Raw genomic sequence first — 15,970 nt, forward strand, 5'->3', positions numbered from 1 at the left:
CACCCCTGTTTCCTTATTCAGAAATCATGTTGTTTTCCTGAGCCACTTTTGCATAAATCCCCTGATTCCTGTCAAGGTTTCGGATTCGGCTGCCGAAGGAACGGCTAAATAACGAAGTGCGAGGCGCTGTATATCCCTTGAAGCTCTGGCATTCGGATAGGCCAAGGAGTACGGCACCTGCCTCTTCACCGCTTTGCTCACTTGGGGATCCTCCGAGATAGATCCTAGCAGCGGAATATCCGCATGCAGAAACCTTTTGGCTACACCTGCCAGCTTTTCTGCCACCCGTCCAGCTTCCTGCTCGTCATCCACCCGGTTAACGACCAGTCGAAAGGGAGTCACCTTTTCCTGACCATGAATGATTTTCATTAAAGCATAAGCGTCGGTAATGGAAGTTGGTTCAGGAGTGGTGACAATCAAGCACTCATCGGCAGCTTCGATAAATTTCATATTTTCCTTGGAAAGTCCGGCTCCGGTGTCAAAAATAATATAATCCACGTGCTGGGCAATCTCATCCACTTGGGCAGCAAAGTATTCCAAATCCCGATCTGACAACGAAAACAATTCTTGCATGCCCGATCCACCAGCGATATATGGCAAACCATTTGCTCCCAGCTGCACGATTTCATGGATGGTCTTTTTTCGGTATAACAAATGATACAAATTATAGGTAGACGACGCACCCATCAAAACATCGATGTTGGCCATCCCTATATCTGCATCAAACACAAGGACTTTTCGGCCAAGCGTTTGCAGAGACAGCGCAAAATTCAGCGTGAAGTTGGATTTTCCCACCCCGCCCTTGCCGCTGGCCACCGTGATCAGCCTGGCTGCACGACTGCCGCGCACGGGCTCCTTGTGGTCCTGCGGAGCAGAAGCCATTTTTCGAAGTGAAGATGCCTGATCTTTCATTGCTTCGTTTCTCCCAATAACATGTCAGCCAATTGATCCGCATCGGGCTTCAACAGATGATCCGGGACATTCTGACCATTGGTCAGGTATGCCAGCTTGATCGGAAATTGATGCAGCAGATTGAACATCGGTCCATAACTTCCGGTTTCATCCATTTTCGTGAAAATCACTTTGTCCAGCCCATATTTGCTGAAATGATTCGCAATTTCAATCATGTCCCTGCTTTTCGACGTCAAGCTGATGACCAGGTAGGTCTCGCTATGCTCCACGGGCGCAAGCAGACTCTGGAGCTCGGAAACCAGCAATTCATTCCGATAGTTTCTACCTGCCGTATCCATAAAGATCAGATCGCATTCCTGAAGCCTTGAGATAGCACGTTGCGTATCTCCCGGTGACTGCACGACCTCCAGCGGAACATTGAGAATGGATGCATAGGTTCTGAGCTGTTCTACTGCCGAAATCCGATAGGTATCGGACGTGATGAAACCTACTTTCCTCTGCTTGTTGAACATCTGCTCCGCCGCCAGCTTGGCAATCGTCGTTGTTTTTCCTACTCCGGTAGGGCCGGCAACATAGACAATGCGGGTATCGGGTCGGATTCCTTCATCGATGCGCTCAATCAGAAAGCGTACAATTTCCTGCTGAACCGCTCTCCTTGCGCCTTCTGGATCCAACTCGTTTTCCTCCATGTTATTTAGCACCTCTTCGAACCATTTGTCCGAAAGTTCGGACCACAGTTCCTGATCCTGCAAACGATCCTTTAATGAAGCCAGGTCTTCCGGAAATGAATCAGCTGCTGTTCCCTGCTGTGCAAGCCTATTCATCATCCGTTTGATATCCCGGAGCTCTGCCATCAGTTCATGCGTTTCGCCCGATTGCTGATTCGTTTCAGACGTTGAAACCGAAAAATCCGCCCCTTCCGGTCGCGGTTTATCTTCGGCGTCTGAACCCGGAGCAGCACCTGCAGCTCCCCTGCCCAAATCGTTTTGTTCAGGCGCAGAACGCATTTCTTCTACTTGATCACTTTTTATTTCCGGATTTTCTTCCTGTGGCGAAACTTTTTTCTCGAAATCCTGGGCAAAAGAACTCGCTGTTTGACGATAAGCCTCAGGGACTCGCGTCCGAGGTACCAAGGGGACCGAAGACGCGGACGGTACGGTGACCTGCCGACCCGCATCCCCCTTCTCTTCCTTTTCTATTGCGGCGACAACCTCAATTCTTTTTTTGCGAAACATTCCGAGAACGCCGCCAACCTTGACTTCTTTGGTAGACAGAATGACGGCGTCGCTTCCCAAGTCTTTCCGAATCTGAAGCATCGCTTCGGGCATGGTCTCAACGACATATTGTTTTACTCTCATAGGTTCACCACCCCGACACTTTGAATTTCAACATTCGGTTCCAACTCGCTATAGGAAAGCACAGGAATATCCTGCATCGTGCGTTCAATAACCTGCCGCAAATACATACGAATCGTCGGCGATGTCAACACGACAGGCTGTTGTCCGGATTGAATGACCCGGTTGACCTGTTCGGTCAGTTTTTGATACACATTTTGAGTCGAGGCCGGATCCAATGCAAGATAGCTTCCTTGATCGGATTGCTGCACGCTTTCGGCAATCTTCTTTTCCAGGCCCGGACCCACTGTAATGACACGCAGCGTTTCGCCCTTTTGCGAAAATTGCTGGGTAATTTGACGCGAGAGCGATTGGCGTACATATTCCGTAAGCACATCAGGATCTTTCGTGTATGTGCCGTAATCAGCCAGCGTTTCGAAAATCGTAACCATATCCCGAATGGATATCTTTTCGCGCAGCAGTTTGGCTAACACTTTCTGTACATCGCCGATGCCAAGAATGGAAGGAATAAGCTCGTCCACAAGCGCGGCATAATTTTCCCTGAGATTGTCCACAAGCGCTTTCGTTTCTTGTCTTCCAAGCAATTCGTGGGCATGTTTTTTAATCAACTCGGTCAAATGGGTGGCCACGACAGACGGTGGATCGACAACCGTATATCCAGCCAATTCAGCCCGGTCTTTCGCGACTTCATCAATCCATAGCGCAGGAAGGCCGAAGGCAGGCTCCATCGTTTCGATTCCTGTGATGGATTCATCCTCATATCCCGGACTCATCGCCAGGTAATGATTCAGAAGCAGTTCTCCGCCGCCAACAACATTGCCTTTGATTTTAATCACGTATTCGTTAGGCCTGAGCTGGATATTATCGCGAATGCGGATGACCGGCACGACAAGCCCTAATTCAAGCGCGCACTGTCTCCGGATCATGATAATCCGATCCAATAAATCCCCACCCTGCTGGTTGTCAGCAAGCGGAATCAAACCATAGCCGAATTCGAATTCAATCGGATCCACCTGAAGCAGGTTGATGACACTTTCCGGACTTCGGACTTCCTCAATCTGTTGTTCCTCTTCCATCTGTACCTCGGCTTCTTGCTTCAGGTTAAGGTTGTTCTGCATTCTCCATGCAGCGAAAGCAAGCAACCCGGCAAGAGGCAATGTCGTAACGGTATGAATTGGCGTAAAGAACCCCAGCATGGCAACGACGAACGCTACAATGTAAATGAGAATCGGGTATGAGAACAATTGTCCGGTAATATCATCGGCAAGGTTGCCCTCCGAAGATGCCCGCGTGACAATCAGACCCGCTGCCGTCGAAATCAGTAGTGCAGGAATCTGGCTGACCAATCCATCACCGATCGTCAGAACGGAATACGTGGACAAGGCCTCGGCAAAAGAAAGCCCATGGACCGTCATACCGATAATGAATCCGCCGACGAGGTTGATGATCAGGATGATGATGCTCGCAATGGCATCACCTTTGACAAATTTACTTGCACCATCCATCGCTCCATAGAAATCCGCTTCGCGTTCAATCTTGGAGCGGCGTTCGCGCGCCTGCTGTTCATTGATCAAACCGGCATTTAAATCCGCATCGATACTCATCTGTTTACCTGGCATCGCATCGAGCGTAAAGCGGGCAGCTACTTCGGCTACGCGCTCTGAACCTTTGGTAATGACGATAAACTGAACAACGACGAGAATAAGGAATACGATGAAACCAATCGCAATCTGTCCACCGGCAATCCAGCTACCGAAGGTAGCTACAACGGACCCTGCCTCGCCCTCTCCCAAAATCAGCTTGGTTGTCGAAATATTCAGCGCAAGCCGAAACAGTGTTGTAATGAGCAACAAAGCCGGGAAGATCGAAAACTGCAGCGCCTCTTTGCTGTTCATTGCAACAAGCAAGATCATCAGGGCGATGGAGATGTTGACCACGAGCAGCAAGTCCAGCAGCCAGAGTGGGATCGGGAGAATCATCATCAACACGATGCCAATGATCCCCGCTAGGACGGCAATATCTTTAGTTTTCAATGAATGTACGGCCTCCGATCCCTTTTATTTCGTTCTGCCCTTTAATTTATATACATACGCCAGCACTTCGGCTACCGCTTGAAACAAGTCGGCCGGTATCGCGTCGCCAATCTCGGCTCTTTGGAACAATGCCCGTGCCAGCGGTTTGTTTTCCATGGTAATGACACCGTTCTCCTTGGCGATTTCCTTAATCCGTAAAGCGACGTAGTCCTGACCTTTGGCGATCACTTGGGGTGCCTCCATCTCGGAACCTTCGTATTTCAGTGCCACCGCGAAATGCGTAGGGTTCGTAATAATTACATCCGCATTGGGTACTTCCTGCATCATTCGCTGCATGGCCATTCTGCGCTGGCGTTCCCGAATCTTGCCTTTAATCAACGGGTCGCCTTCCATTTTTTTATACTCATCTTTGATATCTTGTTTGGACATGCGAATGTTTTTCTCATATTCGTATTTCTGATAGATATAATCAAAGATAGCCAGCACCATCAGGGCAACCGCGGTTTTGATTCCCAAATCCATGACCAGCTTTGCGGCAAAGTGCAAAATGGCGTCCAATGAAACATGGGCAAGCGAGGCTATTTCCGATTGATACCCTATGATCGTGCTATATACGAGATAACCGATGATAAGCATTTTTAGAATGGATTTGGCGAATTCAACCAAAGAACGCAAGGAAAAAATGTTTTTGAACCCTTTGATCGGATCAAGTTTCTCCAGTTTGGGTTTAAGCCCTTCTCCGATCATCAGGAAACCAACCTGTATGTAATTGACGATCAGTGCCACAAGCACGACGACCAGAAAAACCGGCGCGAGCAGCAGCAAGACCTCAATCCCGTATCGCATCATCATGGCGACCACATTTTCGGAAGTGATATCCATGCTCAGGCGATTGATAAAAATGTCGGTAAACAAACGTACGATCCGCTCTTTATAAAAATCGCTAAACACCAGCATGACCAAAAATGCGCATAACAATATAGCCGCTCCCGAAACTTCCATGCTCTTGGCCACTTGGCCCTTTTTTCGGGTATCCTGTCTCTTTTTGGGGGTTGCCTTTTCCGTCTTTTCCCCTGAAAACAACTGGAGATCAAGTTGGTATTTCATTCGGATTGAGCCCTCCATTTCACTCAGACCGGCCTTTGTCCGATGGTCCCAAGCAATTGCTCCATGGATCTGAACATGACTTCGAACAGTTGACCGAACACGTAGGAAAAGCTCGGAACGACCAGCAACAATATAGCAATTCCCACCAGTATTTTGAGAGGCATGCCCACGGCAAAGACATTGAACTGCGGCGCGGTTTTCGCCAGAAAACCCAACCCGACATCCGTCAGGAACAAGGAAACGACAATCGGCGCAGACATCTGAAAGGCAAGCATGAACGCCTCACCCAATGCCCGGATCAAAAACTCTGCAATGCTTCCATTGGCAACCGTAAGGAAAAACGCATTGGATAACGGAATCCATCGATAACTGTATACAATGGCGTCCAGCAAATAATGGTGCCCGTTCATCGTCAAGAACAACAACACAGCGAAAGCATACTTGAAGTTACCGGTAAGGGGCGCAGATGCTCCTGTCATCGGATCGTAAACATTCGCCATACCAAAGCCGATTTGGATATCGATAAACGCTCCTGCCGTCTGCACGGCCGTGATGAACAAATATCCCACAAACCCCAGCAGCAGTCCGATCAATATCTCTCTAAATACAAGCAAGATGTAACTCAGATCAGCAGGTACGGTTTGATTCACGCCATATGCCAGATATACGGTCAACGTAACGAACGCCGAAAGTCCTATTTTTAAAGTGTTAGGCACATTTCGGGACGAAAAGACAGGTGCTGTTACAAAAAATGATGCAATTCGACAAAACATAAGCAGAGCAACAGGAAAACTTTGCAGCAACGTCTCCATTGTTCAAAGCCTACCCGATATATCTGTAAAGATTTTCAAGAATGTTGGACGTAAAATCGACCAAAATATTCAAAATCCAGGGTCCAAACAAGAGGACTGCGAGCAATACGGCAATAATTTTGGGCACAAAGGCCAAGGTTTGCTCCTGAATTTGGGTTGTTGCTTGGAACACACTAATAATAAGACCTACAACCAGGGCAAGTATAAGCATGGGCGCGCTGGCCAGCAGTGAAGTATAAACCGCTCTCCCGGCCAGACCGATAATAAACTCCGAAGTCATGACCGTCCTCCTTTAACGTTCCGGCTCAAGTGTTGAAGCTCAGCAATAGTGATTTCACAACCAGATACCATCCGTCCACGAGAACGAATAACAGTATTTTAAACGGTAGCGAAATCATAACCGGCGGAAGCATCATCATCCCCATTGCCATAAGCGTACTTGAAATGACGATGTCTATGACCAAAAATGGAATGAATATCATGAACCCCATCTGGAATGCTGTTTTCAGCTCACTGATTGCATATGCCGGTACCATTACGGTAATCGGAATATCCTGATAGGTCTCAGGTTTCTCGGCTTGATTGTATTTCATGAAAAGCAATAGGTCTTTTTCCCTAGTGTGGGTAAACATAAACTTTTTGATGGGGTCTGCAGCTTTCTCAAGCGCTTCGGTCTGTGTAAGATCTCCCTTCAGGTATGGTTGGAGCGCAACCTGATTAATGGAGGACAGCGTCGGCGACATGATGAATAACGTCATGAAAAGCGCAAGACCCACAAGCACCTGGTTCGGCGGCATCTGCTGCGTCCCGAGGGACGTCCGCACAAAACCGAGAACGATCACAATCCGCGTGAAGCTGGTCATCAATACCAATATGGCAGGTGCAATACTCAATACCGTAATCAGCAGGATCAGGGAAAGCGAGCTCGTTCCTGGCGCAGAACCATCTCCTCCGCCGATTTGAATATCGATATTCGGAATCGGCTCCGCAAAAGCGATCGTCACGGATGCAAGGCTGATCAGAGCCATCAGGCTGCATGCTATCCAAATCTTCTTCTTCATGAATCCCTCGACCGATCTGTAGTAATGTCTTTTTCCAGAAGCTTCTCCATCTTGTCTTTGCGATTGGGCATCTGCCGAAGCTTGGATTCAAACAGTTCATGGAATGACGCCGTATCCTCAAGCTCTATCTCTCGCGGAGGTTCTTCCTTGCGCAAGCGGGATGCCAGCTTGGTGATGAGAGGCGACAGGTTGCCGCGCTGTGCCACGGCTTCCCGCTCAAAAGCGTCGATGATTTCTTGCGCTTCTTCGGCATCCGAGATTTTGTCCAGCAGCTGTATGTCATTTCCCACACCAAGCAAATAAACACGACCGCCAATTTCTACAATCTGCAGCGATTTCTGAGATCCCAGACCGATTCCACCCAAAATGCGAACCGTGCCTTTTCGAAACCACTGCTGATTCCGCTTGTTCAAAAAGCGGAGCAAATAAACGATTAGGACCAGGATGACGGCTAGGACCACAATTACCCATACAAGCTGCATATAATAATTGAGACCAGCGCCAGCTCCCATACTCCCGTCCTGTGAATTCATCATGTATCCTAACCCAGCGTCTTGCTGATCGCTTCGATAACCCGGTCAGACTGGAACGGCTTGACGATGAAATCTTTAGCTCCCGCTTGAATGGCATCGATAACCATGGCCTGTTGTCCCATCGCGGAGCACATAATGACTTTAGCGTTGGCATCGATTTTTTTGATTTCCTTCAAAGCCGCGATTCCATCCATCTCAGGCATAGTGATATCCATCGTGATCAGATCCGGACGAAGCTCCTTGAACTTCTCGATTGCCTGTGCTCCATCCTGAGCCTCGCCAACGACCTCGTATCCGTTTTTGGACAAAATGTCCCGGATCATCATTCTCATAAATGCAGCGTCGTCCACGACTAAAATTCGGTTTGCCATCTTGATTCAAGTCCTCCCTAAATTGTGCTTATTGTAATTTCTGAATCCGGTCCCATTGGCTTACGATATCCGTAACCCGAACGCCAAAGTTCTCATCAATGACGACAACTTCCCCCTTGGCGATCAGCTTGTTATTCACCAAAATATCGACAGGTTCGCCGGCAAGCTTGTCCAGCTCGATAATCGAACCTTGCGACAGTTCCAATATATCCTTAATTTGCTTCTGGGTCCTTCCTAATTCTACGGTGACTTTAAGGGGAATGTCCATCAATAAATTCAAATTATTTTCGTCAACCTGTCCGTATGCGCCATTCTGCAAATTGGCGAATTGCACGGGCTGCACGTTCACATTCCGGTTCGGCATGCCGCCATAGTGCTGCGGCGTTCCGTAAGGTTGCTGCGGCTGCATTGGATATGGTTGTTGCGGCGGCATCCCCATGGGAGCTTGTCCGTAACCATAGTCCGGCATTGGCTGCTGTGGCGGCATCTGCGGCGGTGTCGCAGGCTGCGGTGCCGGGGCGGCTGGTTCCTGGGCAGCCGGTGCTGGGGCGGATGCCGGCAGCGGGTCCGATTGCACAGGTGCTCCTGCGGTGGACTCCTGTGCGCCACCGATCAGCATTTCGACCATGCTCTTTGCAAAATGCACAGGCAGCAGCTGCATCAACGTCGAATCGATCAGATCCCCGATCATCAATCTGAAGGACACTTGGATCAGCGTCTCATCATCAGGCAAGCTGTTTACACCTTCGCCGCTTTCCATGTTGAGGATATCAATGCCTGGCGGCGAAATGTTAACGAACCGATTAAAGATCGTTGACATGGAAGTCGCCGATGAGCCCATCATCTGGTTCATCGCTTCCTGTACGGCGCTGATATGAATCTCGTTCAATTCTTCATCCGCCGGATTTCCTTCGCCACCAAGCATCAGGTCTGCAATCACCTGGGCGTCCCGCTTTTTGATGACCAGCGAATTAATTCCTTCAAATCCATCCACATAGTTGACGTGTACTGCCACATGCGGTTTGGGAAACGCCGTTTCGAACTGGGAACGGCTGATGATCGACACCTTTGGTGTCGTGATATCTACTTTAAGTCCAAGCAATGTGGATAACGCGGTTGCCGCGCTGCCGAATGTAATGTTTCCGATCTCGCCCAGAGCATCCTGCTCCAGGTCAGTCAAAAAGTCATCCACGGTCTTTGGCAGCGGCTCCGAGCTGTTCATGGATTCGGACTGCCGGAGCAATGCATCAATCTCTTCCTGCGACAAATAATCCTTACTCGTCAAACTCTTCAACTCCTTCGGTGACAATTTCGTCGATCTGTACAGCCACGCGGTCTTTTATCGTTCCAGGACTGCCGTAATATTTCAAGCGATCCCCCACTTTAATGGATAAACCCTGATCAACCGGCTTGTTTAACGTAATTACGTCGCCAACGGACAAACCCAGAAACTCGGAGACTGAAATCCGCGATTCTCCCAGTTCAGCGACCAACGGCAGTTTCGCCTTGTTTACGCGTTCCTTGAGCGCCTCGTACTCTTCAGGAGCTCTCGTTTTCCTCTCGGAAACAAACCATTGATGAGTCGAAAGACGTGACATAATGGGCTCCAGAACGACATGCGGAATACACAAATTGATCATACCCGTGGTGTCACCGATTTTGGTGCTAAGCGAAATCAGCGCGATGGTTTCATTCGGCGACACAATCTGCATGAATTGCGGATTGGTTTCCATGGCTTCCAACCGCGGTGTAATATCGAGCACCGTTTTCCATGCTTCCTGCAAACTTTCAAACGCACGGCTGAAAATCCGTTCCAATATGGTCGTTTCGATTTCAGTCATGGAAGATATTTTGACCGGCGCAGTTCCCGGACCACCCAACAACCGATCCAGCATGGCATAGCCTACGTTAGGATGAACCTCGAGCACCATGCGTCCCTGCAAAGGCTCTGCTTCAAAAATGTTCAAAATCGTCATCTTGGGTATGGAGCGAATAAACTCATCATAAGGCAGCTGCTCAACCTGAACGACATTAATCTGAACGAACGTCCGCAATTGGGCTGAAAAATAAGTGGTGAGAAAGCGTGCAAAATTTTCATGAATACGAGTCAGGCTTCGAATATGGTCTTTGGAAAAACGCACCGCCCGTTTGAAGTCATAAGATCTAACTTTCTTCTGAGTTTCTTCCTTTTTTAGTTCCTCTGCGTCCATCTCTCCAGAAGATAGGGCAGCTAATAGGGCGTCAATCTCATTCTGTGATAATACATCCACCATGTTCTCACCCCCTTACAGGCTTACAGCAAGTTCTGATCATATTCATTACAGTGATGCCACTGTAAAATCATTGAAAGTTGCTTTGGTCAAATTCGGTTCAGGCAAAGCTTCGTTGATGAGTTTGGTCAGCTTTTTGTTGAATTCGGAACGGCGCTCTGCTCCATCAAGCTCTTCCGGCTGCGTATCTGCAAAAGCCTGAATGATGATCGGTTTGACGACAAGGTCTTTGATTTTCTCGAAATCTTCTTTTGCTTTGGCATCTTTCAATTCGAAGACAACGTTCACCGAAACGATGGTGTTGTTGCCCGCCAAATTGGTTTTGATTCCGGTAATCTCTGAAGACACTTCCACAATCTCGTCGGCAGTCAACTTTTTCTCAACCGCCGCGCTTGTTTCTTTCTTCGGATCGTTTTGTCCTTGCAAAAATACGAAGGCCACAACGACAATCAATGTGATCGCAAGCAGTGCGACAGCGATCCAAGGCAATACTTTTTTCATCAGGACTCCTCCGTTTGCTGCACTTTGATGGTGGCTGCCTGGACTCCGATTTCACGGTTATATTCCTTAATTTTGGAAACGACCTCTTCCGCCTTCTCGAGCACGATCAGCCTTTTTCCAGTAACCAACGTAATATACGTATCCGGCGTCTCTTCCACAATCTCAACCATCAGTGCATTCAGCCACATGGGAGAACCGTTTAACCGCGTAACCGAAATCATGCCAAGCCCCCTTGATCAGAGGTGGAGGAGGCAACTCCCCCACACCCTACAAATTAGCCATCCCGTAATTATCGTTTCAAGTTAACAACTTCCTGAAGGATTTCGTCAGAAGTCGTAATGATCCGCGAATTCGCCTGGAAACCACGTTGGGCAACGATCATTTCCGTGAATTCGCTCGTCAATTCAACGTTGGACATCTCAAGCTGGCCGGCAATAATGGCTCCCGTACCGTTCTCCGGATCGTTTGCTGTCAGATTTTCGATGGCCCCTTCCGGATTGGCATTTGCCGTTATCCGATACAGGTTCCCACCGATTTTCTCTAACCCCTCAGGGTTAATCACCTTGCCTATGCCGATTTGAATTTCGCCTTCAACCGTGCCGTCAGCCATCGTTGTGTTAATCGTGCCGTTTTGGGCAATGGTAAAAGACACCACGTCATCCCCGATCGTAATGGGCTGACCTCCACTGTCCAACACATACAACCCATCCGAAGTAACCAGATTCCGGGCTGCGTCAACATGAAAATCGCCCGCACGAGTTAAAAAGGGCACCTCTTGGTCTCCGCCCATGGATACCAAAAAGAATCCATCCCCGTTAATTCGCAAATCCGTAGGATTGTTCGTCGTTTGCGGACTTCCTGCCAGGTGAAGCGTGTCAATCGAGCCGATCGAAACGCCCAGACCGATTTGTTTCGCGTTAACCCCGGCGTTGTCGTCGGTTGGCGCGGTTACCCCGGCAGTCGTTTGACTCATGATGTCTTTGAACATGACACGGCTTCCTTTAAAACCTACCGTGTTCACGTTTGCGATATTGTTACCAATGACGTCAAGTTTGGTTTGAAAGCCCCGCATCCCGGAAACGCCCGAGTACATCGATTTCAACATGTTAATAAAACCTCCCAGCCTCTATTTGGTGCCGCATCAGTCGGTCAGCGGCATTTCGGCTCCCGAGAATGGGCCAGCCGGTTAAGAAATAATTACAGCACTGTCGATCTGGGTGAACACATTGTCTTTCATGCTTTTGCTATCCAAGGCTGTAACAACAGTGCGATTTTGAACATTAACGATAAACGCCATATCCTGCATTAATATAAGAGACTCTTTAGCACCTTTGGCAGCAGCCTTATCCAGCGCAGAACCAATCTGCTCCATCTGCTCGCTTCCAAGCTCAATGCCTCGCTGTTCAAGCCTTTTCGCAGCGTGGTTGCTTAATTTGAGCAGATGTTCATCAAGCAGCTCCGCAAAAGGCCGTTCGGATGGACCTGCATGCTCCCCCTGCTTCGTTCGGTGCAGCAAGTTTGGTGTCAAGGCTCCTGCATAGAGTTGACCAACCGTCATCCGATCCGTCATGACGCATTCCCACCGGATGCAGGTTCTTCGGACGAAGCATCTTGCTTATTATCCGGATCCGTTTTATCTGGTTCTGCCTCTTCTTCTTTCGGGTTTGACACCTGGATGATTTCATCCAATTTAATCTCGTCGTTGCCTACTTTAGCATATTGAACCCCATCTCTGACGATGATGGAATCCACAATGCCCTGGCGCAACGTTCCGTTGTCATCCTTGTCCTTATCGGCTTTCCAGCTCAGATCGTCATTTTTGGTATTCCCGGAAGAAATCCAACTGATTTCCTTGCCGATCATGCTGGACACAGTGCCCAGGGATTTGCCCAACGCCTCCAATTTGGAGGAGATATTGACCAGCTGCTCCACAGAACTAAACTGCGCCATTTGGGCAATGAACTCCTTATCCTCCATGGGCTGCATCGGATCCTGGTTTTGAAGCTGGGTAATCAAGATTTTTAGAAATTGATCCTTACCCAACTCTTTGGTTGCTGCACTAGTAGTCGCTTTATTGGCAGCCGAATAGTTGGGCCAGGTGGCATTGGTTGAAAAAATTTCGTTAGCCATTCTTTCACCTCATTCCTGATTAAGCCTTGGCTGTAAACGAATCGCGTGGAAGATCGCTCTCTTCTGCATGCTCGCTGCGCCAGTTACGCAGCTCTTCCTGCAAATTCGCAACGGTTATCGAATCGTCGGTCTGTTCCTCACGTTCACGCGAGCGCCGTTGTTCGCGGGAGTTGCCCCCAGGCTGACGTCCGCCATCCTGATACATTTGCGACCCCACCGAACTGTTTTGAGTTACCTCTATCCGTTCTACCTGTATGCCTTGTGCAACCAGCGAAGTCCGAAGCTGCGACATCTGCTGCTCGATCATGTCTTTGGCCATGGCGTGTTCTGTCATGAAGCGGGCGACGAGTTGGCCATTTTGAATCGAAATCTGCACATCCAGCTTGCCCAAATGCTCTGGTCTAAGAGAGATCGTCGCTTCCGAGAATCCCTTTTGATGTACGATATCCAGTTTGTTAATGACAAATTGCGTCATTTCCTTGCTGAATTGTGAAGCCTGCATTACCGGCTCTGCCGGCTTTGCTGCCAGCGTTCCGGACGATCTAAGGGACAGTTCTCCTGCCGTAATGATGCGATTCTGATCGGCCCCATCCAGCTGGCTTTCACCCGATTCGATTGAACCACCCGCCTCACTGGCATTATCCGCCATGGCAGACTGCAAAGTCAGCGTATTGCTTTGCGGTCCCGAAACGTTGGATTTGAGCTGCCCGGCATTGGATTGAGCTCCCTCTGTCTGGTCATTAACTACTGCAAAAGCATCCACCATGGATTTCAGCTCGGTCCAACCTTTGTTGCTGTTCAAAGGAACTCCTGCTTGATCCAGCCGATCCTGCAAGGTTTGGAGCAAATGTTTAAGTTCGGTCGTGTTTTTGACAACAGCGCCATCCGGCTCCGTAAACTTGGCCGCCATTTGCGTAAGCACATCCTGCAGCACAAACCGCGCCGCCGCCGGATGTTCTTCCAGATGGATCGCAAGCGGGCTGCTCGCAGCCGCTTCCGTCGGAACCGTTTCGTTTTCATCCGCCGTTTCCCCGGTCTCAGCACCATTCAAAAGAACGTACAGCTGCTGGATGATGGATTGCAATTCCGCGGCGAGCGTCGGATCGTTCTCGAGAGTTTCGTCAAGCGAATCCAAATCGTCAAACAACGAGCTTAGCAGTTCCATCAATGATGTTTGTTCTCCTTCTTCCAATGAAGCAAAGGAAAATACAAGCGGATTGGAAGACAACGATTCCGGTGATTCGGATGTGCTGGCGTTTGCTACGCCTCCGTTCATGGACTGTGTCAGCGTTTGGTCAAACGTTCCAGTCACACCATCAGGTGCAGATGTTCCGGATGATTTAGAAGCTCCTGCTGTTTTGCCCGATGGAGCCGTGGAGGTCATCTGATATACCATCGACATTTCTTTTTCACCCCCCTTCTCCGTGAGAGATGGTCCTTTCTATTTGTTGCCCATCAAACGATTCAGAATTTTGGCTGTTTCTGCCGAATCTGCGCTGGACATGCTCTCCAGCAGTCGGGAACGGGTGGCATCATCCACCGAGTTCAGAATCGTCAACGTTTTGTCAGGGCTCAGTTTATACGTCTCCAAGAGAAGCGTTGCTGCGTTTGAAGCAGACATGGTGGAGAAGGTTTGGCTCAACTGGCTTTTGTCCAGGTTTTTGGATGTCGTTGCCGTCGTCGTCTGGGATGCCGATTGCTCTTTTTTGAGCCTCGATTGCAATGCGTCAAGGGCCAGATCACCCGAAGGTTTGGCGTCTTTCATCATCATGGTGACATCGGCAGCCGTTTTCGGATCCATTTTCTCCAAAATTTTCGTTTGGGCGCTGGACTGCATGGAACTTAACATAAGCACCATTTCTTCGTTCGTCATGTTTTGCAAAATCGGAGCAGCTTTGCTCGGACTCATGGCCGCATACATTTTCGCCAAACTTTTGATTTGCTTCTGATAGTCGGACTCCTCTTCCGGTGCAGACTTGGCAGCTTCTTCGGCAGCCTTGCTCGCCTCATCGAGTTTCTTTTGCAGCTCACTGGCTTTTTGCGTTTCGGTTGCCGTCGCTTCCTTGGCTGCTTGAAGCTCTGTCTCTTTCTGGGCTACCTCGGACTTCAATTTCTCAATGGTTGCTTCTGCGCTCTCCACTTGCTTCTCGCTATTTTCAAGCTTTTCTTTTTCAGGATCCAGCTTGGGATCGGGAACCCAATCTTTTACGACAGGAACCTTGTTGGCCAGCTCAAGCAGATTATTTCGAACATCTACATTGAACAGGGTCAAGAGCACCCCGAGCAGCACCACCGTGAACACAATCGGGATGGAAATCATGAGAAACTTTTCCCAACCGCTGCCGGACTCCTTTTCCAACTCTTCGTCTTTAACAGCCATTTTCTATTTCCTCCTTCACGAGACAACTCCGCTTTTGCGAACCGGTATCAAATCGCACGTCCGGCTTTCGCAGCGAACCGCACAGTAGCCATCTCGTCCAGATCGTTCTGTTCCCGGAGGAGCATCTCCTGCTGAAACTTGAGTTTGGCTTTCCCTCTCGCTTCGAGCCATACTTTTTCGTCCACCATTTTACCGTTCAAAAACGTTTGATTCCGCTGTACATGAACCTGAGCATGCTTCACGTCATCGCTTTTCCTGGAAATGCATTCATCGAGATGATGGATGTAGCGCTGCATTTCCTGCAGACTGGACACGGAAGCTTTAGCAGCCGTTGCGGATTGAATCCCTTCAATGGCTTCCTGTTTGTCGTTCAACAGCTGCAACAGATGCTCTTCCTCGGTCTGAAGTTTGCCGATGGCTGTGGATAACATCCACTCCGCTTGTGTCTTTTCATTGCTTTTCAGGTCGACAACCTTTTGGAAATGATATCGAAATTTCATCGTTT

Annotated in this window: 19 protein-coding genes; all 19 read right to left on the bottom strand. The window is 49.0% G+C overall.

The window, feature by feature from the left end:
* Positions 1–24: 24 nt before the first annotated feature.
* Positions 25–912, bottom strand: a complete 888-nt coding sequence (locus RSX24_RS01915) for a MinD/ParA family protein (RefSeq protein ID WP_236417103.1) — start codon at positions 910–912, stop codon at positions 25–27.
* On the bottom strand, positions 909–2,270 hold the full coding sequence (gene flhF / locus RSX24_RS01920) for a flagellar biosynthesis GTPase FlhF (protein WP_343259526.1): 1,362 nt from the start codon (positions 2,268–2,270) through the stop codon (positions 909–911). Before flhF ends, RSX24_RS01915 begins: the two co-directional genes overlap by 4 nt.
* On the bottom strand, positions 2,267–4,300 hold the full coding sequence (gene flhA, locus RSX24_RS01925; protein ID WP_343259527.1) for a flagellar biosynthesis protein FlhA: 2,034 nt from the start codon (positions 4,298–4,300) through the stop codon (positions 2,267–2,269). The genes flhF and flhA overlap by 4 nt, the downstream gene beginning before the upstream one ends.
* A 24-nt stretch (positions 4,301–4,324) precedes the next feature.
* Entirely contained in the window at positions 4,325–5,407 is a 1,083-nt protein-coding gene (gene flhB / locus RSX24_RS01930) for a flagellar biosynthesis protein FlhB (protein ID WP_236417097.1), read from the bottom strand.
* A gap of 23 nt (positions 5,408–5,430) precedes the next feature.
* Positions 5,431–6,219: a flagellar biosynthetic protein FliR gene (gene fliR / locus RSX24_RS01935; protein WP_339277468.1), complete on the bottom strand. Its 789-nt coding sequence runs from the start codon at positions 6,217–6,219 to the stop codon at positions 5,431–5,433.
* Between the two features lie 10 nt (positions 6,220–6,229).
* Positions 6,230–6,499, bottom strand: a complete 270-nt coding sequence (fliQ, locus tag RSX24_RS01940) for a flagellar biosynthesis protein FliQ (RefSeq protein WP_236417095.1) — start codon at positions 6,497–6,499, stop codon at positions 6,230–6,232.
* Between the two features lie 25 nt (positions 6,500–6,524).
* Complete coding sequence (gene fliP / locus RSX24_RS01945; protein ID WP_236417094.1) at positions 6,525–7,280, bottom strand: flagellar type III secretion system pore protein FliP; 756 nt, start codon at positions 7,278–7,280, stop codon at positions 6,525–6,527.
* Positions 7,277–7,813, bottom strand: a complete 537-nt coding sequence (locus RSX24_RS01950) for a flagellar biosynthetic protein FliO (RefSeq protein WP_236417413.1) — start codon at positions 7,811–7,813, stop codon at positions 7,277–7,279. The genes fliP and RSX24_RS01950 overlap by 4 nt, the downstream gene beginning before the upstream one ends.
* Positions 7,814–7,821: 8 nt before the next feature.
* Complete coding sequence (locus tag RSX24_RS01955) at positions 7,822–8,184, bottom strand: response regulator (RefSeq protein WP_236417093.1); 363 nt, start codon at positions 8,182–8,184, stop codon at positions 7,822–7,824.
* 28 nt (positions 8,185–8,212) lie between these two features.
* On the bottom strand, positions 8,213–9,469 hold the full coding sequence (gene fliY / locus RSX24_RS01960) for a flagellar motor switch phosphatase FliY (RefSeq protein ID WP_236417092.1): 1,257 nt from the start codon (positions 9,467–9,469) through the stop codon (positions 8,213–8,215).
* Positions 9,459–10,457, bottom strand: a complete 999-nt coding sequence (gene fliM, locus RSX24_RS01965; protein ID WP_236417091.1) for a flagellar motor switch protein FliM — start codon at positions 10,455–10,457, stop codon at positions 9,459–9,461. The genes fliY and fliM overlap by 11 nt, the downstream gene beginning before the upstream one ends.
* A gap of 45 nt (positions 10,458–10,502) precedes the next feature.
* A complete protein-coding gene (locus RSX24_RS01970) occupies positions 10,503–10,955 on the bottom strand; it encodes a flagellar basal body-associated FliL family protein (protein WP_343259528.1) in 453 nt (150 codons plus the stop codon).
* Positions 10,955–11,176 carry a flagellar FlbD family protein gene (locus RSX24_RS01975; RefSeq protein WP_236417088.1) on the bottom strand — a complete coding sequence of 74 codons (222 nt, stop codon included), beginning with the start codon at positions 11,174–11,176 and terminating at the stop codon, positions 10,955–10,957. Before RSX24_RS01975 ends, RSX24_RS01970 begins: the two co-directional genes overlap by 1 nt.
* A 68-nt stretch (positions 11,177–11,244) precedes the next feature.
* The gene (flgG, locus tag RSX24_RS01980) at positions 11,245–12,060 is read right to left on the bottom strand and encodes a flagellar basal body rod protein FlgG (protein ID WP_339277462.1); all 816 of its coding nucleotides are present in this window, start codon (positions 12,058–12,060) and stop codon (positions 11,245–11,247) included.
* A gap of 81 nt (positions 12,061–12,141) precedes the next feature.
* Entirely contained in the window at positions 12,142–12,525 is a 384-nt protein-coding gene (locus tag RSX24_RS01985) for a TIGR02530 family flagellar biosynthesis protein (RefSeq protein WP_339277460.1), read from the bottom strand.
* Complete coding sequence (locus RSX24_RS01990) at positions 12,522–13,085, bottom strand: flagellar hook capping FlgD N-terminal domain-containing protein (protein WP_343259529.1); 564 nt, start codon at positions 13,083–13,085, stop codon at positions 12,522–12,524. The genes RSX24_RS01985 and RSX24_RS01990 overlap by 4 nt, the downstream gene beginning before the upstream one ends.
* Before the next feature lie 19 nt (positions 13,086–13,104).
* Positions 13,105–14,487 carry a flagellar hook-length control protein FliK gene (locus RSX24_RS01995; protein ID WP_343259530.1) on the bottom strand — a complete coding sequence of 461 codons (1,383 nt, stop codon included), beginning with the start codon at positions 14,485–14,487 and terminating at the stop codon, positions 13,105–13,107.
* A 39-nt stretch (positions 14,488–14,526) separates the two neighbouring features.
* Positions 14,527–15,465 (bottom strand): MotE family protein, encoded by a 939-nt coding sequence (locus tag RSX24_RS02000; RefSeq protein ID WP_236417082.1) that lies wholly within the window; start codon positions 15,463–15,465, stop codon positions 14,527–14,529.
* Between the two features lie 47 nt (positions 15,466–15,512).
* Positions 15,513–15,965, bottom strand: coding sequence for a flagellar export protein FliJ (gene fliJ / locus RSX24_RS02005; RefSeq protein ID WP_236417081.1), 453 nt, complete (start codon positions 15,963–15,965; stop codon positions 15,513–15,515).
* Between the last annotated feature and the right edge of the window lie 5 nt (positions 15,966–15,970).

The organism is Paenibacillus hubeiensis, assembly GCF_032334105.1.
GTDB classification, from domain to species: domain Bacteria; phylum Bacillota; class Bacilli; order Paenibacillales; family Paenibacillaceae; genus Paenibacillus; species Paenibacillus hubeiensis.